This window comes from Pseudoclavibacter helvolus (assembly GCF_014191305.1).
GTDB lineage: Bacteria > Actinomycetota > Actinomycetes > Actinomycetales > Microbacteriaceae > Pseudoclavibacter > Pseudoclavibacter helvolus.
In genome coordinates, this window is sequence record NZ_JACHWJ010000001.1 from 770,088 (window position 1) to 792,564 (window position 22,477).

A 22,477-nucleotide genomic window follows, 5' to 3' on the forward strand; every position below is an offset into this window, starting at 1 on the left:
AGAGCTAGAGGGTTGGGGGCCGCGAGCTAGAGATCGAGGACGGGCCCAGTCGGAACCACTCCCCCTGGCAGGGCACGGCCCAGGTGGGCGTAGGCCTGCTGGGTAGCGACGCGGCCCCGCTGCGTGCGGGTGACGAGCCCGGTCCTGACGAGGAACGGCTCCACCACGCTCTCGACGGTCTCCGCTTCCTCGCCGACCGAGACCGCAAGCGAACGAACGCCGACCGGTCCCCCGCCGAAGCGATCGATGAGTGCCTGCAGGACTGCCCTGTCGAGCCGATCGAGGCCAAGCGCATCCACGTCGTACACGAGCAGCGCGTGCTGGACAGCCTGCTCGTTGGCGTCGGTCTCATGCACGAGGGCGTAGTCGCGGACGCGCCGGAGGAGGCGGTTCGCGATTCGTGGTGTACCTCGGCTGCGTGTCGCGATCTCGGCGAGCGCGGCGTCGTCGACGCGCAGATCGAGGAGGCGAGCCGCGCGCGCAAGGACCCGCTCGAGTTCGCCGTCCTCGTAGAACTCGAGGTGTGCTGTGAAGCCGAAGCGGTCCCGCAGGGGGTTCGGCAGGAGGCCGGCGCGGGTCGTCGCTCCGATGACGGTGAACGGCGCGAGCTCGAGGGGCACACTGGTTGCCCCTGCGCCCTTGCCGACCATGATGTCGATGCGGAAGTCTTCCATCGCGAGGTACAGCATCTCCTCGGCGGTGCGCGCCATGCGGTGGATCTCGTCGATGAAGAGAAGCTCGCCAGGCACGAGGCTCGAGAGCACGGCCGCGAGGTCGCCGGCGTGCTGCAGCGCGGGCCCGCTCGTCAGGCGGATGGGCCGCCCGGTCTCCTCCGCCACGATGAGCGCGAGTGTCGTCTTGCCGAGGCCAGGAGGCCCAGCGAGGAGAATGTGGTCTGGCGTGCGGCTCTGCATGGCGGCCGCCTTGAGGAGCAGCTCGAGCTGGACTCGAACCTTTGCCTGGCCGACGAACTCGGCGAGGTTCGCTGGCCGGAGCGCGCCCTCGAACGCGATCTCCGCCTCAGACTCCGGCGCTTCCGGGATGCGCGACGCGTCGGTCACGAGCGGCTCCCGGCCGGGCCGAGCAGCTTGAGCGTCGCGCGCAGCAGCGTCGCGACGTCAGGGTCCTCGCCGTCGAGCGCCTTTGCGGCGTCCTCGACGGCTGGCGCGGCCTGACGCTCCGCGTAGCCGAGGCCCAGCAGAGCCTCGACGACGTCGCGGCGCAGTGCCGCGGAGCCGCTGTCGGTCCCTGGCTTCCCCGCAGCAGTGCCTGGGGCGGGCGAGAGAGCGATCTTGCCAGCGAGCGAGAGGATGATGAGCTTCGCCGTCTTGGGGCCGATGCCGCTCACGGCGGTGAACGCCTTCACGTCCTCCTCGCTGACCGCTCTGGCGACCTGCTCGGGTTCAAGCTGCGCCAGCACGCCAAGCGCGGACTTCGGCCCGACCCCGGTGACCGTGATGAGGTGCTCGAAGATCTCGAGCTCTTCAGGTCGCTGGAAGCCGTAGAGGGTCCACGCGTCTTCGCGCACGACGAGGTGCGTGCGGAGAAGCACCTCGGAGTCGAGCCGCAGCTGCAGCGCGTGGGCCGGGGTCACGTTCACCTGGTAGCCGACACCCGCGGCCTCGATCGTGACCGTGGTGGCGGTCCGGTACAGCACCTGGCCGCGGAGGGAAGCAATCACCGGTCTACCGTACGCGGCGGCCGCGAGTTTTCGCGGCACGCTCGGCGGCGAGCCACGCGCTCTGCGCGGCCGTCGGGGCATCCTTCGATCGAGGCGACGCAACTGCTGCGGCACGCTCGGCAGGAGCGCGGCCACCCGCTGACGCCAGTCCGTCGAGCGGGGACTTCCACGCCGAGCAGATCGCAAGCGCGAGGGCGTCCGCGGCGTCCGCCGGCTTCGGGATTTCGTCGAGACGCAGGATGCGTTGCACCATGGTGCCGACCTGCTTCTTCTCGGCGGAGCCATAGCCCGTCACGGCGGCCTTCACCTCGGAAGGGGTGTACATGGATGCCGCGACGGCGCGACGTTCCGCGGCGACGAGCACGATGCCTGAGATCTGGGCGACGCCCATGACGCTTGGCAGGTTCTGCTGGGCGAAGACTCGCTCGAGCGCGATGGCGTCTGGTTTGAACTCGTCGAGGACGGCTTCGATGCCGTCCGCGAGCAGCCGGAGACGCCGGGGAAGCTCATCACCTGGCGATGACGTGACGACGGAGACGTGGACGAAGTCCACGCGCTGTCGTCCGTGCGCGTCGACGATGCCGAGGCCGCAGCGTGTGAGACCCGGATCGATGCCCAGGATGCGCCGCGGCACTCGGACTACTCGTCGTCTTCTGAGAGCTGCTGCTGCACCTCTGGGGACACGTCGATGTTGGTGAAGATGTTCTGCACGTCGTCGCTGTCTTCGAGTGCGTCGATGAGGCGGAATACCTTGCGAGCCGTGTCGGCGTCGGCCTCGACCTTGACGTTCGGAACGAATTCGGCGTCTGCGGAGTCGTAGTCGATGCCCGCCGCCTGCAGCGCCGTGCGCGCGCCGACCATCTCGCTGGCCTCGGTGCGGATCTCGAACACGTGACCGTGGTCGATGACCTCTTCGGCCCCTGCGTCGAGGACCACCTCGAGGACGTCGTCCTCGGTGGGCGTCTCGTCGTGCGGGACGACGATGACGCCCTTGCGTTCGAAGTTGAACGCAACGGAGCCCGGGTCGGCCATGTTGCCGCCGTTGCGGCTCATCGCGGTGCGGACCTCGGCGGCCGCGCGGTTCTTGTTGTCGGTCAGACACTCGATGAGGAGGGCGATGCCACCTGGGCCGTATCCCTCGTACATGATCGTGGTGTAGTCGATCGACTCGCCCGTGAGACCAGCGCCGCGCTTGACCGCACGGTTGATGTTGTCGATCGGGACGCTGGTCTTCTTCGCCTTCTGGATCGCATCGGCGAGCGTCGGGTTGCCCGCGATATCAGCGCCGCCGATCTTGGCGGCGACTTCGATGTTCTTGATGAGCTTGGCGAACGACTTGGCGCGACGCGAGTCGATGATGGCTTTCTTGTGCTTCGTCGTCGCCCACTTGGAGTGTCCGGACATCTGTTCTCCGTTGTTCTAGCGCGTCTCGCCGGGGCGGACTCTGCTGCTGATCGTGTGCACGCCGACACCATGGCCCGAGACGTGGGGCATCACTGGTCGCCGTCGGCGAGCGGTCTGCCCGCCAGTTTACTCCCGCTCCTGAACTGCTGCTGTTCAGGGCTAAGCGTGCTCGGGCCAGGCGCCCGCGAGGAAGACCGCGAGGGCTCGTTCCAGAGCCTCGATATCGGCGATCGCCGCCAGCTCGCGCGCGGAGTGCATCGAGAGGATGGGGATGCCGACGTCGACGGTCGAGATCCCGAGCCTGGTCGCCGCGATGGGGCCGATGGTCGAGCCGCACGGGAGCGAGTTGTTCGACACGAACGCCTGCACGGCGACGCCAGCGTTCTGGCAGACGCCGTTCCACAGCGCGCTCCCCCGCGCATCCGTCGCGTAGCGCTGGTTCGCGTTGAGCTTGAGGAGCGTTCCGCCGCCCGCGACAGGGCGGGTCTCATCGTCGTGCTTCTCCGGGTAGTTCGGGTGCACGCTGTGGCCGAGATCGCTCGAGACCAGCCAGGAAGCCGCAAGCGCGCGGCGCTGCTCGGCGGGACCGGCGCCGAGACCTTCCTGGATACGCGCGAGCACATCGCCGAGGAACGGACCGGCCGCGCCCGAGCGGCTCGCCGAGCCGACCTCTTCGTGGTCGAACGCGGCGATGACGGGGATGACGCCGCTCGGCACCGTCTCGACGAGCGCCGTGGTCGCTGCGTGGACGCTCACGAGGTTGTCGAGGCGGGCTCCGGCCAACAGCGCCTCGCCGTGCCCAAAGAGCTGCGCGTCCTGCGCATCCGCGAGGAAGAGGTCGTGGCCCGTCACGGTGTCGGGATCGACGCCAGCGTCTGCGGCAAGCGCCGTGAGCACGCCGCCCGCGGCCTCGAGCCCGAGCACGGGATGCGTGTGCCGCTGGGGGTCGAGCACAAGCCCGCGCTCGTTCACTCCTCGGTCGAGGTGAATGGCGAGCTGTGGGATACGAGCGATAGGCCCGGATGCGGCGAGCACGGTGCTGCCGTCGGCGAGGGCGAGACGCCCAGCGAGGCGAAGCTCCCGGTCGAGCCAGGAGTTCAGGAGTGGCCCGCCGTAGACCTCGACCTCGAGGCGCTGCCAGCCCTGCGCCGTCGACTCCGGCGTCGGCTTGAGCTTGAACCCTGGCGAGTCGGTGTGCGCGCCGACGATCGCGAACGGAGTGGTGGGGGTTGTCGACTCCGGTACGCGCCAGGCGATGACCGCCCCGTCGCGCACCACGACGTAGCCCCCGGCCTCCTGTGGCCATTCGTCCCGCTCATCGAGCGCAGTGAAGCCGGCGTCCTCGAGGCGGCGTGCGACCTCGGCCGCCGCGTGGAACGACGAGGGTGATTCGCGGATGAAGGCGGCGAGGGAGTCGCTCACCTGCTTGCTTCGCGCTGCCTTGCTCGGTCGGCGTCTCGCCATGTTCTGCTCCTGGCTCTCTGTCGATTCGAATCGTGTGTGGAGTGTCTTCAGGCGGCGTGCTCTGCGACGCGGTCAAGGAAGTAGCTGTGGAAGCGCGTCTCGCCGTTCATCTCTGGATGGAATGAGGTGCCGAGCAGGTTGCCCTGCGCGACGGCAACCACACGACCGTCGGGAAGGGACGCCATGACTCGAGCTCGCGCCCCCACGGTATCCACGACCGGCCCGCGGATGAACGTGGCATGCACCGGGGGCTCGCCGAGTTCTGGAACCTCGAGCTGTGTCTCGAAGGACTGGTTCTGGGAGCCGAAGGCGTTGCGGCGCACGGTGACGTCGAGACCGCCGAAGCTCCGCTGGCCCTCGATGGCGTCAAGGACCGTATCGGCGAGCATGATGAGCCCCGCGCACGTGCCGAACACGGGCATCCCCACCTCGATGCGCTGCCGGATGGGGTCCGCGAGCTCGAAGATGCGCGAGAGCTTGTCGATGACGCTCGACTCTCCTCCGGGAATGACGAGCCCCGAGACGGCTTCGAGCTGGGCTGGGGTGCGAACGAGCACAACTTCTGCCCCGAGGTCCGTGAGCACCTTCTGGTGCTCACGGACGTCGCCCTGCAGCGCGAGGACGCCGACTGCCGGAGTTGTTGCCAAGGCCTCGCTACCAGCCGCGCTCGGCGAGGCGGTGCGGTGCGGCCAGGTCGGAGACGTTGATGCCGACCATGGCTTCGCCGAGTCCGCGCGACGCGGCGGCGATCACGGCAGGGTCGTCGAATGCGGTCGTCGCCTTGACGATCGCCGCGGCGCGCTGGGCCGGGTTGCCCGACTTGAAGATGCCGGAACCGACGAACACGCCGTCGGCGCCGAGCTGCATCATCATGGCGGCGTCGGCCGGAGTCGCCACCCCGCCTGCCGTGAAGAGGACGACGGGCAGCTTGCCGGTCTCCGCGATCTCGCGCACGAGCTCGTAGGGTGCCTGGAGCTCCTTGGCGGCGACGTAAAGCTCGTCGCGCGTCATCGAGGTGAGCGCCGCGACTTCCCCGCGGATCTTGCGGATGTGCTTCGTCGCCTCGGACACGTCGCCCGTGCCTGCCTCGCCCTTCGAGCGGATCATGGCTGCGCCTTCGTTGATGCGACGGAGGGCCTCACCGAGGTTCGTGGCGCCGCAGACGAACGGCGTCGTGAACTGCCACTTGTCGATGTGGTTGACGTAGTCGGCCGGGCTCAGTACCTCGGACTCGTCGATGTAGTCGACGTCGAGGGCCTGGAGGACCTGTGCCTCGACGAAGTGGCCGATGCGGGCCTTCGCCATGACGGGGATGGAGACCTCGGCGATGATGCTCTCGATGAGGTCGGGGTCGCTCATGCGGGCGACGCCGCCCTGGGCGCGGATGTCGGCGGGGACGCGTTCGAGGGCCATGACGGCGACGGCGCCGGCATCTTCCGCGATGCGAGCCTGCTCGGCCGTGACGACGTCCATGATCACGCCGCCCTTGAGCATTTCGGCCAGGCCGCGCTTGACTCGGTTGGAGCCTACGGTCCCGTCGGCGCCGACGAGAGGGGCAGTGCTTTCGCTCATGATGTCCTTACTTTCCGCGTGCAGTCAGTGCAAGGCGGTTCGGGTGTGAATTGTGCTCAAGTGTAGACGTGCGTGCACCGGCGCATGGTTGGGCGACTGCCCAATGAAGACGTTGGGTTTCAGGCTGTCGGCCAGGCGTCGGCCAGCGCCTGTCGCGTCTCTCCAAGGAGCGACGGGAACGCTTTCGTCTTCGCGATGATCGGGAAGAAGTTGGCGTCGAACTGCCAGCGCGGGACGATGTGCTGGTGCAGGTGACCTGCAATGCCTGCTCCCGCGAGCCGCCCCTGGTTCATGCCGATGTTGAAGCCGTCGACGTTCGAGACCTCGCGGAGCACCCGCATCGCGGTCTGCGTCAGGTGAGCGATCTCGAGTACTTCGTCTTCCGACGCCTCGTCGTACATGGCCACGTGCCGGTACGGGCACACGAGCAGGTGACCTGAGTTGTACGGATACAGATTCATGACAACAAACGCGTGCTCGCCCCTGGCCACGATGAGCGACTTCTCGTCGTCCATCATGGGCCCGACGCAGAACGGGCAGGCGTCCTTGGCTGGGTCCTGACCATCCTGGATGTAAGCCATCCGGTGGGGCGTCCAGAGCCGCTGGAAGGAATCGGGCACCCCGGCGAAGTCTGCGGAGCGCTCTATGTCGAGGCCGTCCAGTTCTCCTTCGGGGAACCCGAGCGCGCTCATGCCAGGTCTTCTGCCGTGTTCACGAGCAGGTGCCCGTCGACAGCTCCACGCACGAGACGGATCGCGTCCTCGATCGGGACGCCGTTGCGCTGCGTCCCGTCACGGAAGCGGAAGGACACAGTGTTCGCGGCGCGGTCGTCCTCACCCGCGATGAGCTGGAACGGCACCTTGGCCTTCGTGTGGTTGCGGATCTTCTTGGGCATGCGGTCGTCAGAGGCGTCGAGCTCTGCCCGCACACCGTGCGAGCGCAACTCGTCGACGATGCCCTGCAGGTAGTCGCCGTACTGCTCGGCGACGGGAATCGCGACAAGCTGCACAGGCGAGAGCCAGACCGGGAAGGCACCTGCGTAGTGCTCGACAAGCACACCGAAGAAGCGCTCGATTGACCCAAAGAGCGCACGGTGGATCATGACCGGCCGCTGACGAGTGCCATCCGGTGCCGCGTACTCCATGTCGAACAGCTCGGGGAGGTTAAAGTCGAGCTGGATGGTCGACATCTGCCACGTGCGGCCGATCGCGTCGCGAGCCTGCACGGAGATCTTCGGCCCGTAGAACGCCGCTCCGCCCGGATCTGGCACAAGGTCGAGACCTGATGCGGTGGCGACCTCCTCGAGCGTCCGGGTGGCCTCCTCCCAGGTCGCGTCGTCGCCGACGGACTTCTCAGGATTCTTGGTCGACAGCTCCAGGTAGAAGTCGTCGAGGCCGTAGTCCTTGAGCAGCGAGAGCACGAACTTGAGCGTGCGCGTCAGCTCGTCGCGCATCTGGTCGCGTGTGCAGTAGATGTGCGCGTCGTCCTGGGTGAAGCCGCGAGCACGGGTCAGACCGTGCACGACCCCGGACTTCTCCATGCGGTAGACCGTGCCGAACTCGAACATGCGCAGAGGAAGCTCGCGGTACGAGTGCGCGCCCTGGTTGTAGATCAGGTTGTGCATGGGGCAGTTCATGGGCTTCAGGTAGTAGTCCTGGCCCTGCTTGGTCACGTTGCCCGCCTCATCCACCTCCTCGTCGATGCGCATGGGTGGGTACATGCCGTCGCGGTACCAGTCGAGGTGGCCGGAGATCTCGTAGAGCCGCCCCTTCGTGATGTGGGGGGTTGAGACGAAGCTGTAGCCCTCCTGCACGTGGCGCTTGCGCGAGTGCTCCTCCATCTCGAGCTTGATGATTCCACCCTTGGGGTGGAATACCGGGAGGCCGGAGCCGAGCTCGTCGGGGAAGCTGAAGAGGTCGAGCTCGCGGCCGAGTCGACGGTGGTCGCGCTTCATGGCCTCTTCGATGCGCTCCTTGTAGGCGCGCAGTTCGTCCTTGGTCGGCCAGGCAGTGCCGTAGATGCGCTGGAGCTGAGGGTTCTTCTCGGAGCCGCGCCAATAAGCCGCGGCCGAGCGGAGGATAGCGAACCCGTTGCTGAGCATGCGGGTGGATGGGACGTGCGGGCCCCGACAGAGGTCCTTCCAGTAGACCTCACCGGTCTTGGGGTCGACGTTGTCGTAGATCGTGAGCTCGCCGGCCCCGACCTCGACCGATTCGTTGTCGGCGTTGGCTCCGCTGCCCTTGAGGCCGATGAGCTCCAGCTTGTACGGCTCGTTTGCAAGCTCGGCGCGCGCCTCGTCGTCGCTCACGACGCGGCGCACGAAGCGCTGCCCCTGGCGCTGGATGCGCTGGGCCTCTTTCTCGATCGCCTTGAGGTCTTCCGGGGTGAACGGTGTCTCGACGTCGAAGTCGTAGTAGAAGCCGTCCGTGATGGGAGGGCCGATGCCGAGCTTGGCGTCCGGGTTGATCTTCTGCACCGCTTGCGCAATGACGTGGGCGGCGGAGTGGCGCAGGATGCTGAGCCCCTCGGCGCTGTCGATCGTAACGGGTTCCGCGACAGCGCCGTCCGGCACCGTTGTTGCGAGGTCGACGAGCTCGCCGTCAAGCTTCATCGCGACGACGGAGCGGTCTGTGAAGAGCTCGAATCCGGTGGTCGTCGCGCCGGCCGTGTCGTCTTGGCGGGGATCGGTCTCGAGGTCAACGGGATCGCTGGTCACGATGCTCCTTGTCGTTAGGCATGAACAAGCGACCACTTTATCGCGGCACGACTCAGCTCTCGTGCACGAGACAGCGCGCGAAGAGGCGAGCGGCTACTTCGTGCGCCCATTCCCCTTCGGGGTGAACGTTCCGACGTCCTCTGGCTCCGAATGGGGTGATGCTGATGCGGCCGACGGCCCCGGACGGCCCTCGCTGTTCGCTCGAGAGGTTCCTGTGGAGTTCTTGTCCTCCGCTTCGGCTTTTCCATCCCTGCCGAGCGTGTCGACGAGGCTATTGAGCGCCAGGAGTGCCAATCGGATCTTCTGGTGGTGTCGCCCCTCAGTCTTCACGTCCAGCTTCTCGGCCAGTTTCACCGCCTGGTCCTTGATGAAGCTCTCGCGCCCGGTGACAACCTTTTTGAGGCCCGTGTGCACCGCCTGCACGCGCGCACCGGAATTGGCGGACTCCCGCATCCGCTCGCCCTTTGGTGCGCCAGTGCTACCGCCAGTGCCGCTGCCCGTCGAAGACATGGTTCCTCCAAGTGCGCCACGCGGCGCGATCCGTGATGGCAACAAGATACGCGCAATCGAGATACATCGCGTGTGAAGACGCTGGGTGACAATTCGGCCAGATACACAGCCAATTGTTCCCCCTCTCCCGCTAGCCTGAACTCAGCGATCGGCACACTGCCTTTGGCGAACGAACAACCAAAGGTTGCCGAACGAGGGGATCCTCACATTTCGACTTCATCTGCTGCGCTCCCCCAAGCGTCCGGTCCAATGCAGGGCCTCGGTCGCATCCGGACCACGAAGCCCCGCACGCCAGGAGCCAAGTCCGTCACCCAGAGCTACAGCGCCGTGTCGAAGGTCATCCGCGAGATGGGCCTGCTCAAGCGCACACGCTGGTTCTACGGGATGCTGGCGGCCGGCCTGATCGTCGCCCTCGGTGGCGCGATCACGGGGTTCATCCTCCTCGGCGACAGCTGGTTCCAGCTCCTGATCGCCGCCGCGCTTGGAATCATCTTCACGCAGTTCGCATTCATCGCCCACGAGGCCTCGCACCGTCAGGTGCTCGAGTCCGGCCCTGGCAATGACCGCCTGGGGCGCTTCCTCGCGGCCGGCGTTGTGGGTATGAGCTACAGCTGGTGGATGACGAAGCACACGAAGCACCACGTGAACCCGAACAAGATGGGCAAGGACCCTGACATCGACTTCGACACGATCTCCTTCACAGAAGAGGATGCTCGGAAGCAGACCGGTCTGCTCGCGCTCATCACGCGCAAGCAGGGCTACCTGTTCTTCCCGTTGCTCACGTTCGAGGGGTACAACCTCCACTTCCGGTCGATCAAGTCGCTCTTCACGCGTCAGCCCATCAAGGGTCGCTGGGTTGAGTTCACCATGATCGCCGTCCGCTTCGCGATCTACTTCGGTGCGATCTTCTGGCTGCTCCCCCTCGGTATGGCGTTCGCGTTTGTTGCCGTGCAGATGGCTGTCTTCGGGGTCTACATGGGTGCCTCTTTCGCCCCGAACCACAAGGGCATGCCGATCATCCCGGCTGACGTGAAGATGGACTTCTTCAGCAAGCAGGTTCTCACCTCACGCAACGTCAGCGGCGGCTGGTGGGCCAGCGCGCTCATGGGTGGCCTCAACTACCAGGTCGAGCACCACCTCTTCCCCAGCATGCCCCGTCCGCACCTGGCACGAGCCCGCGAGATCATTCGCGAGCACTGCCAGAACCTTGAGGTCCCGTACACCGAGACGACGCTCATCAAGTCGTACGGAATCGTCATCGAGTACTTAAACAGGGTTGGCCTCCAGGCCCGCGACCCGTTCGACTGCCCGTTGGTGAATCAATTCCGCCGCGTCTGACCCCAGACAAGCAGAGAAGGCCCATCCGGATCATCCGGGTGGGCCTTTTTTGACTCGCCCCGGTGTGTCCGGAGACAGGATTCCTTGGAAGGATCTGTCTTATGGGACGTCCCAGTAAGTATCCGCGCGAGCTTCGTGAGCGCGCTGTCCGTATGGTCGTCGAGGTGCGGGCCGATTATCCGAGCGAGTATCAGGCGATGACCGCGGTCGCGCAGATGCTCGGCATCGGGTCGCCGGAAACGATTCGCACCTGGATCCGTCGGGAGCAGGTCGACGCGGGAGACCGGCCCGGTGTGACGACTGACGCGGCGGTGGAGATCAAGCGCCTGAAGCGGGAGAACGCCGAGCTGCGGCGGGCGAACGAGATCTTGAAGGCGGCTTCAGCTTTCTTCGCGGCCGAACTCGACCGGCCACACAAGCGATAGTCGCCTTCATCGACGAACACAAGGACCGCACCGAGGGCGGGCTCCGATGGGGTGTCGAGTCGATCTGCGCTGTGCTCACCCAGCACGGCGTGAAGATCGCCCCATCGACCTACTACGACGCCCGCGGGCGCGGACCGTCATCCCAGGCCGTGTCGGATGAGCGGTGGAAGCCGATCATCCTGGCGGCGTGGCGGGCGCACCGCAAGGTGCTCGGGGCCCGAAAGCTCTGGTTGCGGCTCCGCGGTGACGGTCACGACATCGCGCGCTGCACGGTCGAGCGCCTCATGCGTGAGCTTGGGATCGCCGGCGTGCTCCGCGGGAAGCGGAAGTGTCCCGTCGACACGGATCCGCGCGAGACCCGCCCCGCGGACCTCGTCGACCGATACTTCGCCCGGTTCCGCACGAACCAGCTCTGGGTCGCGGACTTCACATACGTGTGGACGTGGTCTGGATGGGTCTACGTCGCGTTCGTCTTCGACGCGCACTCCCGCCGCATCATCGGCTGGCGCGCCGCGACGAGCATGACCACACCGCTCGTGCTCGACTGCCTCGACATGGCTCTCTTCACCAGCCGCCGCGAAGGCATCACCGGGTTCGCGGGGCTCACGCATCACACCGACGCGGGCAGCGTCTACACGTCAATCGCCTTCACCGACCGGCTCGTCGACGAAGGCATCGACCCGTCCGTCGGATCCGTCGGCGACGCCTACGACAACTCTCTCGCGGAATCGCAGATCGGGCTCTACAAGTCCGAACTCATCCACCACGAAGGTCCCTGGCGTGACGTCGATCAGGTCGAGGCGGCGACCGCATCCTGGGTGCTCTGGTTCACCACCGAACGCACCCACGGCTCCATCGACGACCTCACACCCCTCGAGGTCGAGCAACTCGACTACGCTCGCAACGAACCGGTTGAAAGAGCCGGCTGACACCAGTAAACAGCTCTCCGGACATGCCGGGGCGAGTCATAGGGTATCAGACGCCGAATCAGGTCCATCACGGGCCACTCACGTTGGCAGCATAAAAGTCATCGCATTCAGGCTGGGGACAGTCCGAAAACATCGCGGCAGACCAGACTTTTGTTTTGCCCTTCTGGGCGATGAGAAATCTGACCGGCCTGAGCGGTCGGTGTGGCCACCCCCGAAACCCCGTGGACCGGAGAGAATCTGGCGACGGAATATGCGAAGCGCGTCGCCAGATTGTCGAGGACCGGAAGGGCGCACGTAGTGCGGGGGGTTGCACACCGGACGCGGCCGGTCATGATGGAACCGCCAGAAGGGAAACCTTCAATAAGAACTGTGCGGCCCCTTGGGGCCGCTCGATGCCACCCACGAAGTGGTGGCCGCCGGCGGAACGCCGGCACCAGGTCGTCGGCGCCCCTGGGCGTCTCTGCTGGTTTTTCATTCCAGCTTGTCGCGGCCCCGGCAGGGGTTGCGGCCGATCCCGCTGTGCGGGTGGTTGGTGGGTGCGCCGGTCAGGGGTCCCCGTGCATCCGCCTGCGGATGTTTGGGGCGGCGTGGCCACCAACCCAAAAAGGGGCCGGACCTCTCGGCCCGGCCCCGGGGTCAGTCCTGACGGTTGGAACACTCGGCATTCTCGTCTCGGTTCGCGGCGCATGAGTAGTCGCCACATCCACAGAAGGGTCCGGCGTAGTAGTTGGTGGCCTCCGTCACGTCGTTGAGGGGGTGGCCGTCGGCGGCGGTTCCGTACTTGCCTTCGTCCTCCGGTGTCGGGTCGGTGATGGTGGTCATGGTCTCCACCGACTGCTTGGGGCTGGGGTTGGTGGTCATGGGTGGTGTTTCCTTTTCGGTCTCAGAAGTCGATGCCAGCGCGGCGAAATGCGGCGTCGATGGCGGCGGTCTTGGTGGTGGTGGTGGTCAGGTTGCGCAGCTCGTCGGAGAACCACACCTCGAAGGGATCGCCGTCGCGCTTGTTGGTAATGAGAACTGTGCCCTTCGGGCCGGTCACTGAGGTCTGGGCTGCCGCTATGTTCTCGGACAGTAGCTCCCCGGTAAATTGGGTAGGGAAGTCGCCGGGAGGGGCAATTCATGTCTCGTAGAAGATTTACGCAGGAATTTAAGGACGAGCTCTGTCAGGAGGTGATCGCGTCGTCGAAACCGATCAAGGACGTTGCAGCGTCGTATGGTGTGGGCGCGGAGACTCTCCGGAATTGGCTCGCGAAGTATCGGGCGGACAACCCGGTCACGGAACTCCCTGTGAGTGGATCGGAGCGAGAGCGACTCCGTGAGCTCGAGAAGGAAGTCCTGGAGCTACGGGCGGAGACCGCGTTCCTGAAAAAAGCTACGGCTTACTTCGCGCGGGAGCAGCGGTAGTGAGCAAGTATGAATACATTGACTCCCTGACCATTGACGCGAGTGTTAATCATTCCGTCACGAAAATGTGCGCTTGGCTTGGTGTTTCGAAATCTGGTTTCTATTCCTGGAGGGACCCGACGCCAACTCGCACGCAGGAGCGACGAGACGCACTTGTCGAGAAGATCACAATGTTCTTCGAAGCGTCGGACGGGACGTATGGGTATCGGCGAATTCACGCTGACCTTGCCGAGGCTGGCACGCACTGTTCCCCGGAGCTCGTTCGCCGCCTGATGGCTGAGCACAAGCTCGTGGCCTGCCAGCCCCGACCGTTCCGAGTCACGACAACCACGGATGGCGAGGAGCATGCCCTCCCGGATCTCGTCGAGCGCGACTTCACGGCCACCCGACCGGGTCGGAAATTCGTCGGCGATATCACCTACATTCACACCTGGCAGGGTTTCGTGTATCTCGCGACCGTCATCGATTGCTATTCAAAGAAAGTCGTTGGGTGGGCCATTGAGGACCACATGCGGACCGAGTTGATCGAGCAGGCGCTCAGAAATGCCGCCGAGAGCACACCGATTGAGGAGGGCGCTGTGTTCCATTCCGATCGCGGAAGTGTCTACACGTCCAGCGATTTTCGGAAGTCGGTGAAAGATCTCGGAATGCGTTCCTCGATGGGGCGAACTGGTGTATGTTGGGATAACGCGATGGCCGAATCATTCTTCGCTGCCTTGAAAAATGAGCGAGTGTATCGGACGACGTATCCGAGCAAGAAGCATGCTCGGAAGGATATCGTTCGCTATATCGAGGGGTTCTATAACAGTCGGCGTCGCCATTCGGGGTTAGGGTATCAAACGCCGAATCAGGTCCATCACGGGCCACTCACGTTGGCAGCATAAAAGTCATCGCATTCAGGCTGGGGACAGTCCGAAAACATCGCGGCAGACCAGTCTGCTTGCGGCCCGTGACGTCGCGATAGTGCTTCAGCTGGCCTGTCGGGTGTGTGGGGGAGCTGGTCATGGTGTTCCTCATGGAGTCGTGAGGGTGCGTGGTGAGTCGCCCCCGTGGTCAGCTGGTGCAGGTGACCGATTGCTTTTTTGCCCTTCTGGGCGAGTTGAAATGTGGGTGGGCATGGGCGGCTGGAGTGCAACCCCCGGAACCCCGTCCTGAGTTGGACCTCTAGGTCGGATTTCGGGTGACTATGAGGACATAGGCGCTTGTCAGGGGGCTTTGGTTGTGCTGGTTGGGGCACTAAGAACCTCGGTAGAATTAGCGCTGTGAGCCCGTTCCTGCGGAAAGTGAAGACTGCTTCCGGGGCCACGGCCGTGCAGATCGTGGAGAAGAAGCATGGGCAGCGCAGGATCGTGGAGCACCTCGGCTCGGCCCACACCGATGCCCAGTTGGCGGCGCTGATGCATGCTGGCAGGGTCAAGCTGGCTGCCAACCAGCCGGAACTGGACTTCGACCCCGGAACCGGTGGACGTCCCCGCGCAGGGGTGGCGGTGGTGGAGGGCAAAGCGTCGCAGCTGCTGGTCGACGTGATCCGCGGCTCGTGGGACCGGCTCGGGTTCGGAGTCGTGGACGACGAGGCGTTCTTCCAGCTGGTACTGGCACGGTTGGTGGAGGCGACCTCGAAACTCGACAGCCTGCGAGTCATCAAGGACCTCGGGGTGGAACCGGTCCACCTGTCCACGGTGAAACGAGCCCTGAAACGGTGCGCGGCCAAGGACTACCGGCCACTGGTCCAGACAGCCTGCTTCGAGCACGTGTGGTCCGGCGCTGGCGGTGATGTGAGCTTGTTGATGTATGACGTGACCACGCTGTATTTCGAGGCCGAGAACGAGGACGACCTCCGCAAAGTTGGCTTCAGCAAGGAGCGGAGGGTCGACCCACAAATTGTGGTTGGGCTGTTGGTGGACCGCACAGGCTTCCCGTTGGAGATCGCCTGTTTCGAGGGCAGCCAACCCGAGACCCACACCATCATCCCGGTCGTGACCGCCTTCCAGGAACGCAACCAGGTCGCCGACATGGTCGTGGTCGCCGACGCCGGGATGCTCTCGAATGACGGCGCTCACTGAAATTCCTCGGTTCTGCTCATCGAAATTCCCCACTCTGGGTCGCTCCGCCGCATGAGGCGGGCCTTCCTCGATGCTGGTGGTCTCTGACCACACACCAGCCCGAGGAAGGCCCTGTTCTCATGCTCTCAGAGAGGAGCAGCGTGGACATCCACGCTCTGAAACGGCAGGGGATGACGATCAGCGAGATCGCCCGCCGCACTAACCATGACCGCAAGACCATCCGCGCGTATCTGAACGGTGAACGCCAGCCCGGGATGCGTGAGCGCACCATCCCGGACTCGTTCGACGCGTTCGTCGACTACGCCACCGCGAGACTGACCGAGGACCCGCACCTGTGGGCGGTGGCGCTGCTCGACGAGCTGCGACCGCTCGGTTACGAGGGGTCGTATCCGACGCTGACGCGGCAGATTCGTGCCCGCGGGCTGCGTCCGGCGTGCACCGCGTGCGCGCACGTCACCAAACGCGCATACGCGGTCATCGAGCACCCGCCCGGGGAGGAGACCCAGTTCGACTGGGTCGAGATGCCCGACCCGCCCGCGCATTGGGGGTTCGGACGCAAGACCGCGTATGTCCTGGTCGGGTCGCTCGCGCACTCGGGTGTCTGGCGGGGCGTGATCTCCCCGTCGATGGACACCCCGCACCTGCTCGCCGCGATGACGACCCTGCTCGCCCTGCTGGGCGGGCTCACGAAGACCTGGCGGTTCGACCGGATGCGGACGGTCCTGGACCACCGCACCGGCGACCTGGTCCCGCAGTTCGCCGCGTTCGCGAAGCACCACGGCGTCACCGCGGTGGTCTGCCGGCCGAGGTCGGGGAACAGGAAGGGCGTGGTCGAGAAGAACAATCACACCGCCGCGCAACGCTGGTGGCGGACCTTGCCCGACGACCTCACCCTCGAGCAAGCGCAGGCCAGCCTGAACACGTTCGCCGCAGGGCAGGACGACCGGCGGCGTGAGGGCGAGCTCGGGACGACGACAGCGTCCGCCCTGTTCGTGAACGAGCGGCTCAGACCGCTACCTGCGGTTGTGTTCCCTGTGATCATCACAGAGGAGCGCACCGCGACCCGGCAAGCGCTGATCGACTGGCGCGGGAATCGCTACTCCGTCCCGCCCGAACTCGCCGCCGCGAAAGTCGAGGTCCGGCAGCGGCTCGGCGCGGACATCATCGACATCGCCACCGCATCGGGGACGGTCGTCGCCCGCCACCAGGTCGCCGAACCCGGCCTCGGCGTCACGATCCGCGACAGCGGCCATGTCACCGCACTGGAGGCCATCGCGATGGCGTCAGCGACACCAGGACGCCCGCACCGCCGCAAAGAACGCATCCCACCCGGCAGGGCCGCGCTGCGCGCTGCCGCAGCCCTCACCAGCGCTGCAGCGCAGCCTTCGACCGTGATCAGCCTGGCCGCTTACGAGCAGGCCGCGAAGAACAGGAACACCCTCCGATGACCACAACCACAGCCACCACGACGGCAGCGAGCGTCTATCAACAGCTGCGCGGCCACCTCACCGACCTGAAACTCGCCGACGCCGCGGACGCCCTCCCCGCCGTCCTCGACCAGGCGCAAGCCGAAGGATGGACCCTGACGCAGGCCCTCGAGCACCTACTGCGAGTCGAGGTCACCGCCACCGACGCCCGCCGCTTGGCTGGCCGGTTCCGTTTCGCGAACCTCCCCACCGGGCAGACCCTGGACGACTTCGATCACGACGCCGCATCCGGCATCGACCGGTCGCTGCTGGCCGAGCTCGGCACCTGCCGGTTCATCGACACCGCCACCAACGTGCTCCTGATCGGCCCGCCCGGCGTCGGGAAGACCCACATCGCCACCGGCCTCGGCCACGCCGCCGTCACCGCCGGCTACCGCGTCTACTTCACCTCCGCCGCCGACCTCGCCGCCCGCTGCCACCGCGCCGCGATCGAAGGCAAGTGGTCGACGATGATGCGTTTCTTCGCCGGTCCGACCCTGCTCATCATCGACGAGCTTGGCTACCTGCCACTACCCGGCGAGGCCGCCTCAGCCTTGTTCCAGGTCATCAACCAGCGCTACCTGAAGACCTCCATCGTGATCACCACGAACCGGCCGGTCGGAGCCTGGGGCGAGATCCTCGGCGACACCACCGTCGCCGCAGCCATGCTCGACCGGCTCTTGCACCGATCCGTCGTGATCACCCTCGATGGAGCCTCTTACCGGCTCCGCCACCACGCCACCGCCGCAGACGAACTCCGCCGCGTCACGACCGGCACGAACCTGCGCTAACCTGACCACGCGACCTGAGGAATTCCGATGAGCAACTCTGGGGAATTTCGATGAGCGCCATCACGAACACGAACCTGACAGCGATCGACGAGGCCGGGCTCCGGTTCATCGTCGGCTCCCGCGTGACGAAGGCACCCCACGACCTGGCCAAACACTTCCACTGGCACGGCGATAGCTTCACCGACGGCCAAGTCATCGACACCATCACCATGCGCCGCCACAAGCCCGACCCGGAACGGGTCAAGACCCGCCGCGAGCCGGTCGGCACCCCGACCAGCACCCGCAGTCGTGGCGGGCGGTCTGGCAGTACTCGAGGAAACGAGCCGTCCGGGACGGGCACACCCTCACCTTGCAGGAGAACCGCGCCCTGGACATCATCGAGGGACGCCGCCCTGCGAAGAAGGCCCGGTTCGTGAAGACCAGCGGGCAGAAGACCACCCTCGACACCGCCTCACTGGAGCGGGCACGTGCGCTCGTCGGGCTGAAGGGCTACGTCACCAACATCACCGCCGACGTCATGCCCCCGGCCGAGGTCTGGTCTGCCGCGATGTTTTCGGACTGTCCCCAGCCTGAATGCGATGACTTTTATGCTGCCAACGTGAGTGGCCCGTGATGGACCTGATTCGGCGTTTGATACCCTAACCCCGAATGGCGACGCCGACTGTTATAGAACCCCTCGATATAGCGAACGATATCCTTCCGAGCATGCTTCTTGCTCGGATACGTCGTCCGATACACTCGCTCATTTTTCAAGGCAGCGAAGAATGATTCGGCCATCGCGTTATCCGGCTCTTCGGACATTCGGTGGGGGTCATGGGGTGAGTCCGCCGGCGGCGAGGAGCATGCGGAGCCGGTAGTTCTCTCGGTTTCGGAAGCCGCGAGCGAGGCGACGATGCAGCTCGATGATCCCGTTGATCGCCTCGGTGCCGCCGTTGTTTGCCCGGCTGGTGGTGAAGTAGGCGAGGAACGCTGAGCGCCAGCGTCGCAGGGTGCGGCCGAGGCGTGCGATCTCGGGGATCGGGCAGGTGTGGAACGACTCGATGACCTTCTCGGCGATCCGGCGTCCCGTGGTCAGGTCTCTCTGGTGGTAAGCAGCGCGGAGTTGTTGGGCGCACTGCCATGCGACGAACACCTCGTCGTGGGCCGGGTTCGCCTCGATCGCCGCGATGAGGCGGGCCTGCTGCTTCTCGGTCAGGTTCTCCGCCCCGGCGCGGAGGATGGTCTGGATCCCGTAGAGCGGGTCGCCGGTCCGTCCGCGATGGCCGAGGGTGTCTTGCTGGACCCGGCGGCGGACCTCGTCGACCGCTTGAGTGCCGAGCTTGACGACATGGAACGCGTCCAGCACGGCGGTGGCATCTTGCAGTTTGTCGTCGATCGCGGTCTTGTAACCGGCGAACGGATCCAGCGCCGCGACCTTCACCTGCTTGCGGAATGCGTCGCCACGTGCGCTGAGCCAGGTCGCGTAGGCCTTCCCCGACCTGCCCGGCACGAGGTCCAGCAGCCGGGCCCGCGTCTTCCCGGTGCTGTCGCGGGTGAGGTCGACCATCCCGGTCAGCTCCTTCGGACCGCGCTTGCGCGGGTCGACGTGATGCCAGATGTGCTCGTCAACGCCCAGCGTTGTCACGTTCTCGAACCGGGACTCATCGGCCGCGAGCTTCACAAGCTCCGGCTCGACGGCCCGCCACACCGTCTTCCACGACGTGCCCAGCTGGCGACGCAGTCCTTCGATCGTGGCGTGTTCGCGACGCAGCTGACCGACTGCCCAGACGACCGCGCGTCGGGTGAGTACCCCACGCGGGGCGACAAGAGACGGCAGCTGTTCCACGAACGTCTGCCGTGCACAGCCCGACTCGTCACACCGCCAGACTCGCTGCCGCCACACGATTCGCACCCGTGTCATGCCGGGCACGTCATGAAGCAGCCGGCGGCGACGTCCACGGCCGGTCGCGACGGTCCCGCACGACGGGCAACCGGCAGGCGCCGCAGGACTCGAGACCGTCACGATCAGTAGTCCGTTGCGGCGGTCCACGTGCTCGACATGGACGCCCTCGAGGCCGAGCAGGAGGTCACAGCGGGAACACGGGTCAGTGGCAGAGCGCGCGTCAGCGCACACCGAAGTAGGGTGAAGCACGTCGAGGTCCTCGTGATGGATCAGGTGGTTAGCGCTTCTGATCCTCCGGGACCTCGACCCCTACCCGTCGAACCTCACCCGGCGAGCCCTACCCCCACCGAAAGTCCGAAGAGCCCGTTATCCCAACATACACCAGTTCGCCCCATCGAGGAACGCATTCCGAGATCTTTCACCGACTTCCGAAAATCGCTGGACGTGTAGACACTTCCGCGATCGGAATGGAACACAGCGCCCTCCTCAATCGGTGTGCTCTCGGCGGCATTTCTGAGCGCCTGCTCGATCAACTCGGTCCGCATGTGGTCCTCAATGGCCCACCCAACGACTTTCTTTGAATAGCAATCGATGACGGTCGCGAGATACACGAAACCCTGCCAGGTGTGAATGTAGGTGATATCGCCGACGAATTTCCGACCCGGTCGGGTGGCCGTGAAGTCGCGCTCGACGAGATCCGGGAGGGCATGCTCCTCGCCATCCGTGGTTGTCGTGACTCGGAACGGTCGGGGCTGGCAGGCCACGAGCTTGTGCTCAGCCATCAGGCGGCGAACGAGCTCCGGGGAACAGTGCGTGCCAGCCTCGGCAAGGTCAGCGTGAATTCGCCGATACCCATACGTCCCGTCCGACGCTTCGAAGAACATTGTGATCTTCTCGACAAGTGCGTCTCGTCGCTCCTGCGTGCGAGTTGGCGTCGGGTCCCTCCAGGAATAGAAACCAGATTTCGAAACACCAAGCCAAGCGCACATTTTCGTGACGGAATGATTAACACTCGCGTCAATGGTCAGGGAGTCAATGTATTCATACTTGCTCACTACCGCTGCTCCCGCGCGAAGTAAGCCGTAGCTTTTTTCAGGAACGCGGTCTCCGCCCGTAGCTCCAGGACTTCCTTCTCGAGCTCACGGAGTCGCTCTCGCTCCGATCCACTCACAGGGAGTTCCGTGACCGGGTTGTCCGCCCGATACTTCGCGAGCCAATTCCGGAGAGTCTCCGCGCCCACACCATACGACGCTGCAACGTCCTTGATCGGTTTCGACGACGCGATCACCTCCTGACAGAGCTCGTCCTTAAATTCCTGCGTAAATCTTCTACGAGACATGAATTGCCCCTCCCGGCGACTTCCCTACCCAATTTACCGGGGAGCTACTGTCCGAGAACATAGCGGCAGCCCAGTCATCGCCAGCTACCACGACCTCTGGCACGTGGAGCAGTCATTCAGGATGTCCAAGACCGACCTCGCAGCCAGGCCGATCTTCCACCGCACACTCGACGCAATCGAGGCCCACCTCACCATCGTGTTCACCGCCCTGGCGAACGCCCGCGACCTCCAAGCCCGATCAGGATGGAGCATCCGCAAGATCGTCAAGACCCTCCGCCCGCTGCAGCACGTCACCATTAGCGTCGGCGACCAGGAACTACAAGCCCAACCCGTCATCCCCGAGGCCACCGCGAAGATGCTCAGAACTCTGGGGCACTAAAGAGGTCCAACTCAGGACGGATGGCGGAGCTGGACCTGCCCGCTGTGCCGTTGCTCGACATCATCGGGTCGAGGCAACAGTGACCGGCGCCCCACTTCACCTGGTGGGCCACTCCGCAATCGAGAGCGGGTTGTCGATGACCTCCACCTCCACCTGCGCATTCAGGTCCTGCATGCTTGCCGGGCCGTCCTGGTAGTCCTGGTTGACCGTCAGCGTCCAGGTGCCGGTGAACCCGTCGGACGGTAACAAGAAGCCCGTGCGCCACTACTCCTGGGCACCGCTTCTGACGCAACGCTCGGTGCCGAGGTCCGTCGTCCCGATGCCCGTGGCGGTGTGCAGGAGCGCGAAGTTTTGCCCGTCGCCCCGGTAGTGGCACTGCTGGTGCTCACTGTCGTTGGCGAATGTGTAGGCGATCTCCAGGAGCACCTGGTCATCGCCCAGCCGTGAATTGCCGTGGTTGTAGCCGATGAACGCCTCGTCGATCGTCCAGCTCACGTCCTCCAGTTCGACGGTGACGCCCACCATCTGCTCCTGGAAGTGCGGGAACTTCGACTTGAGCTCTCCCTCGTCGCCGAGGGGGACCACCGCTGCGTGCTGGCCCTCGTTGCCGAATCGGAGGGCTGCGCTCTCCAGAGAGAACGTGTCGACCTCCATCCCATCAACCTGGTACTCCAGTGCAAGATTCGCACGACCTCCCCCCGGCACTCCCGCGCCCTGGGGTGGGGAGCCGAATCCTTGGTGGAGGAGTCCGCTTTCGGGATCCACCCAGCTGAGGGTCGCCATGAGGTTGACCATGGACTGCGAATCGGTGGGATTGAAGGCTTCCACGTCGATGTCCACCTGCAGACCGTGGGTTCGCTGGGGCAGTCTGCCGGCCTCATCGTCCAGGTCCAGCACCCTGACCTCGCCAATGGTGTACTCCAGGCCACCGACGTACACGGTGGCGTCGATGGTGCGCGCAGGCAGGATGATGGCGTTCCCCCATCGGCGTCGTCCGCCGCCCCGGCCACTCCGTCGTCATCCACGTCGGAGTCGCCGGGGTTGGCGCCATCATCCTGCTGCGGCTGTTCCTGCTGGACAACAACGTCGTCGTTGGCCTCGGCAGGTTCCCCCA

Annotated in this window: 20 protein-coding genes and 5 pseudogenes; 8 read left to right on the forward strand and 17 right to left on the reverse strand. The window is 65.3% G+C overall.

Annotated features, from left to right (window positions below):
* Positions 1-26 precede the first annotated feature (26 nt).
* The 10 genes from ruvB to FHX72_RS03525 all read right to left on the reverse strand — a co-directional run bounded on the left by ruvB (position 27) and on the right by FHX72_RS03525 (position 9,347).
* Positions 27-1,061, reverse strand: coding sequence for a Holliday junction branch migration DNA helicase RuvB (ruvB, locus tag FHX72_RS03480; protein ID WP_068484388.1), 1,035 nt, complete (start codon positions 1,059-1,061; stop codon positions 27-29).
* Positions 1,058-1,681 carry a Holliday junction branch migration protein RuvA gene (ruvA, locus tag FHX72_RS03485; RefSeq protein ID WP_068484386.1) on the reverse strand — a complete coding sequence of 208 codons (624 nt, stop codon included), beginning with the start codon at positions 1,679-1,681 and terminating at the stop codon, positions 1,058-1,060. Before ruvA ends, ruvB begins: the two co-directional genes overlap by 4 nt.
* Before the next feature lie 4 nt (positions 1,682-1,685).
* Positions 1,686-2,315, reverse strand: a complete 630-nt coding sequence (gene ruvC, locus FHX72_RS03490; protein WP_068484384.1) for a crossover junction endodeoxyribonuclease RuvC — start codon at positions 2,313-2,315, stop codon at positions 1,686-1,688.
* Between the two features lie 5 nt (positions 2,316-2,320).
* On the reverse strand, positions 2,321-3,085 hold the full coding sequence (locus FHX72_RS03495; RefSeq protein WP_068484382.1) for a YebC/PmpR family DNA-binding transcriptional regulator: 765 nt from the start codon (positions 3,083-3,085) through the stop codon (positions 2,321-2,323).
* Between the two features lie 159 nt (positions 3,086-3,244).
* A complete protein-coding gene (locus FHX72_RS03500; protein WP_068484380.1) occupies positions 3,245-4,549 on the reverse strand; it encodes a M18 family aminopeptidase in 1,305 nt (434 codons plus the stop codon).
* A gap of 47 nt (positions 4,550-4,596) precedes the next feature.
* Complete coding sequence (gene pdxT, locus FHX72_RS03505) at positions 4,597-5,196, reverse strand: pyridoxal 5'-phosphate synthase glutaminase subunit PdxT (RefSeq protein WP_068484378.1); 600 nt, start codon at positions 5,194-5,196, stop codon at positions 4,597-4,599.
* A gap of 7 nt (positions 5,197-5,203) precedes the next feature.
* A complete protein-coding gene (gene pdxS / locus FHX72_RS03510) occupies positions 5,204-6,121 on the reverse strand; it encodes a pyridoxal 5'-phosphate synthase lyase subunit PdxS (protein ID WP_068484376.1) in 918 nt (305 codons plus the stop codon).
* A 119-nt stretch (positions 6,122-6,240) separates the two neighbouring features.
* Positions 6,241-6,813 carry an HIT family protein gene (locus FHX72_RS03515; protein ID WP_068484375.1) on the reverse strand — a complete coding sequence of 191 codons (573 nt, stop codon included), beginning with the start codon at positions 6,811-6,813 and terminating at the stop codon, positions 6,241-6,243.
* Positions 6,810-8,732, reverse strand: a complete 1,923-nt coding sequence (gene thrS / locus FHX72_RS03520; RefSeq protein WP_221186795.1) for a threonine--tRNA ligase — start codon at positions 8,730-8,732, stop codon at positions 6,810-6,812. Before thrS ends, FHX72_RS03515 begins: the two co-directional genes overlap by 4 nt.
* Positions 8,733-8,930: 198 nt before the next feature.
* Positions 8,931-9,347, reverse strand: a complete 417-nt coding sequence (locus FHX72_RS03525) for a hypothetical protein (RefSeq protein WP_068492797.1) — start codon at positions 9,345-9,347, stop codon at positions 8,931-8,933.
* 249 nt (positions 9,348-9,596) lie between these two features.
* Here FHX72_RS03525 and FHX72_RS03530 point away from each other — a divergent pair, with 249 nt between their 5' ends.
* Both FHX72_RS03530 and FHX72_RS03535 read left to right on the forward strand, forming a co-directional pair.
* Positions 9,597-10,685 carry a fatty acid desaturase family protein gene (locus FHX72_RS03530; RefSeq protein WP_183623014.1) on the forward strand — a complete coding sequence of 363 codons (1,089 nt, stop codon included), beginning with the start codon at positions 9,597-9,599 and terminating at the stop codon, positions 10,683-10,685.
* A 101-nt stretch (positions 10,686-10,786) separates the two neighbouring features.
* A protein-coding gene (locus FHX72_RS03535) for an IS3 family transposase (RefSeq protein ID WP_183623016.1) occupies positions 10,787-12,039 on the forward strand; the annotation gives its coding sequence in 2 pieces (ribosomal slippage) (positions 10,787-11,069 and positions 11,069-12,039; 1,254 coding nt in all).
* A 636-nt stretch (positions 12,040-12,675) separates the two neighbouring features.
* On the opposite strand, the gene FHX72_RS03540 is transcribed toward FHX72_RS03535, so the two are convergent.
* On the reverse strand, positions 12,676-12,900 hold the full coding sequence (locus FHX72_RS03540; RefSeq protein WP_183624056.1) for a hypothetical protein: 225 nt from the start codon (positions 12,898-12,900) through the stop codon (positions 12,676-12,678).
* Between the two features lie 22 nt (positions 12,901-12,922).
* Positions 12,923-13,078: a hypothetical protein gene (locus tag FHX72_RS03545; protein ID WP_183623018.1), complete on the reverse strand. Its 156-nt coding sequence runs from the start codon at positions 13,076-13,078 to the stop codon at positions 12,923-12,925.
* An 80-nt stretch (positions 13,079-13,158) separates the two neighbouring features.
* On the opposite strand from FHX72_RS03545, the gene FHX72_RS03550 reads away from it, so the two are divergent.
* From FHX72_RS03550 to FHX72_RS19880, 5 genes and pseudogenes are all read left to right on the forward strand, one after another.
* Positions 13,159-14,327 (forward strand): IS3 family transposase gene (locus FHX72_RS03550; protein WP_183623042.1). Its coding sequence is split into 2 segments (ribosomal slippage): positions 13,159-13,414 and positions 13,414-14,327, totalling 1,170 coding nucleotides; the frame shifts between segments, so codons are not numbered across the junction.
* Between the two features lie 378 nt (positions 14,328-14,705).
* Positions 14,706-15,488, forward strand: a pseudogene (locus FHX72_RS03555) (IS1634 family transposase); the annotation flags it as partial.
* Positions 15,489-15,646: 158 nt separating this feature from the next.
* Positions 15,647-16,954, forward strand: a complete 1,308-nt coding sequence (istA, locus tag FHX72_RS03560) for an IS21 family transposase (protein ID WP_478219664.1) — start codon at positions 15,647-15,649, stop codon at positions 16,952-16,954.
* The gene (istB, locus tag FHX72_RS03565) at positions 16,951-17,763 is read left to right on the forward strand and encodes an IS21-like element helper ATPase IstB (RefSeq protein WP_068476904.1); all 813 of its coding nucleotides are present in this window, start codon (positions 16,951-16,953) and stop codon (positions 17,761-17,763) included. The genes istA and istB overlap by 4 nt, the downstream gene beginning before the upstream one ends.
* A 59-nt stretch (positions 17,764-17,822) precedes the next feature.
* A pseudogene (locus tag FHX72_RS19880) lies at positions 17,823-18,298 on the forward strand (IS1634 family transposase); the annotation flags it as partial.
* A gap of 50 nt (positions 18,299-18,348) precedes the next feature.
* Here the strand turns inward: FHX72_RS19880 and FHX72_RS03575 are convergent.
* The 3 genes and pseudogenes from FHX72_RS03575 to FHX72_RS03585 form a co-directional block, all read right to left on the reverse strand.
* Positions 18,349-18,549: pseudogene (locus tag FHX72_RS03575) on the reverse strand (integrase core domain-containing protein); the annotation flags it as partial.
* A gap of 25 nt (positions 18,550-18,574) precedes the next feature.
* On the reverse strand, positions 18,575-19,894 hold the full coding sequence (locus FHX72_RS03580) for an ISL3 family transposase (protein ID WP_420874862.1): 1,320 nt from the start codon (positions 19,892-19,894) through the stop codon (positions 18,575-18,577).
* A 116-nt stretch (positions 19,895-20,010) separates the two neighbouring features.
* Positions 20,011-20,984: pseudogene (locus FHX72_RS03585) on the reverse strand (IS3 family transposase); the annotation flags it as partial.
* Positions 20,985-21,057: 73 nt separating this feature from the next.
* Between FHX72_RS03585 and FHX72_RS03595 the strand changes: the two are divergent.
* Positions 21,058-21,363 (forward strand): annotated as a pseudogene (locus FHX72_RS03595) (IS1634 family transposase); the annotation flags it as partial.
* Between the two features lie 96 nt (positions 21,364-21,459).
* On the opposite strand, the gene FHX72_RS03600 reads toward FHX72_RS03595, so the two are convergent.
* Positions 21,460-21,612: a hypothetical protein gene (locus FHX72_RS03600; protein ID WP_183623032.1), complete on the reverse strand. Its 153-nt coding sequence runs from the start codon at positions 21,610-21,612 to the stop codon at positions 21,460-21,462.
* Positions 21,613-21,627: 15 nt separating this feature from the next.
* A complete protein-coding gene (locus FHX72_RS03605; protein ID WP_183623034.1) occupies positions 21,628-22,302 on the reverse strand; it encodes a hypothetical protein in 675 nt (224 codons plus the stop codon).
* Positions 22,303-22,477 lie beyond the last annotated feature (175 nt).

Bases quoted from the DNA above. Each gene is read 5' to 3' on its own strand.
- FHX72_RS03495 (WP_068484382.1), bottom strand. From the start codon at position 3,085: ATGTCCGGACACTCCAAGTGGGCGACGACGAAGCACAAGAAAGCCATC.
- FHX72_RS03500 (WP_068484380.1), bottom strand. From the start codon at position 4,549: ATGGCGAGACGCCGACCGAGCAAGGCAGCGCGAAGCAAGCAGGTGAGC.
- pdxS (WP_068484376.1), bottom strand. From the start codon at position 6,121: ATGAGCGAAAGCACTGCCCCTCTCGTCGGCGCCGACGGGACCGTAGGC.
- FHX72_RS03515 (WP_068484375.1), bottom strand. From the start codon at position 6,813: ATGAGCGCGCTCGGGTTCCCCGAAGGAGAACTGGACGGCCTCGACATA.
- thrS (WP_221186795.1), bottom strand. From the start codon at position 8,732: ATGAAGCTTGACGGCGAGCTCGTCGACCTCGCAACAACGGTGCCGGAC.
- FHX72_RS03525 (WP_068492797.1), bottom strand. From the start codon at position 9,347: ATGTCTTCGACGGGCAGCGGCACTGGCGGTAGCACTGGCGCACCAAAG.
- FHX72_RS03530 (WP_183623014.1), top strand. From the start codon at position 9,597: ATGCAGGGCCTCGGTCGCATCCGGACCACGAAGCCCCGCACGCCAGGA.
- FHX72_RS03540 (WP_183624056.1), bottom strand. From the start codon at position 12,900: ATGACCACCAACCCCAGCCCCAAGCAGTCGGTGGAGACCATGACCACC.
- istB (WP_068476904.1), top strand. From the start codon at position 16,951: ATGACCACAACCACAGCCACCACGACGGCAGCGAGCGTCTATCAACAG.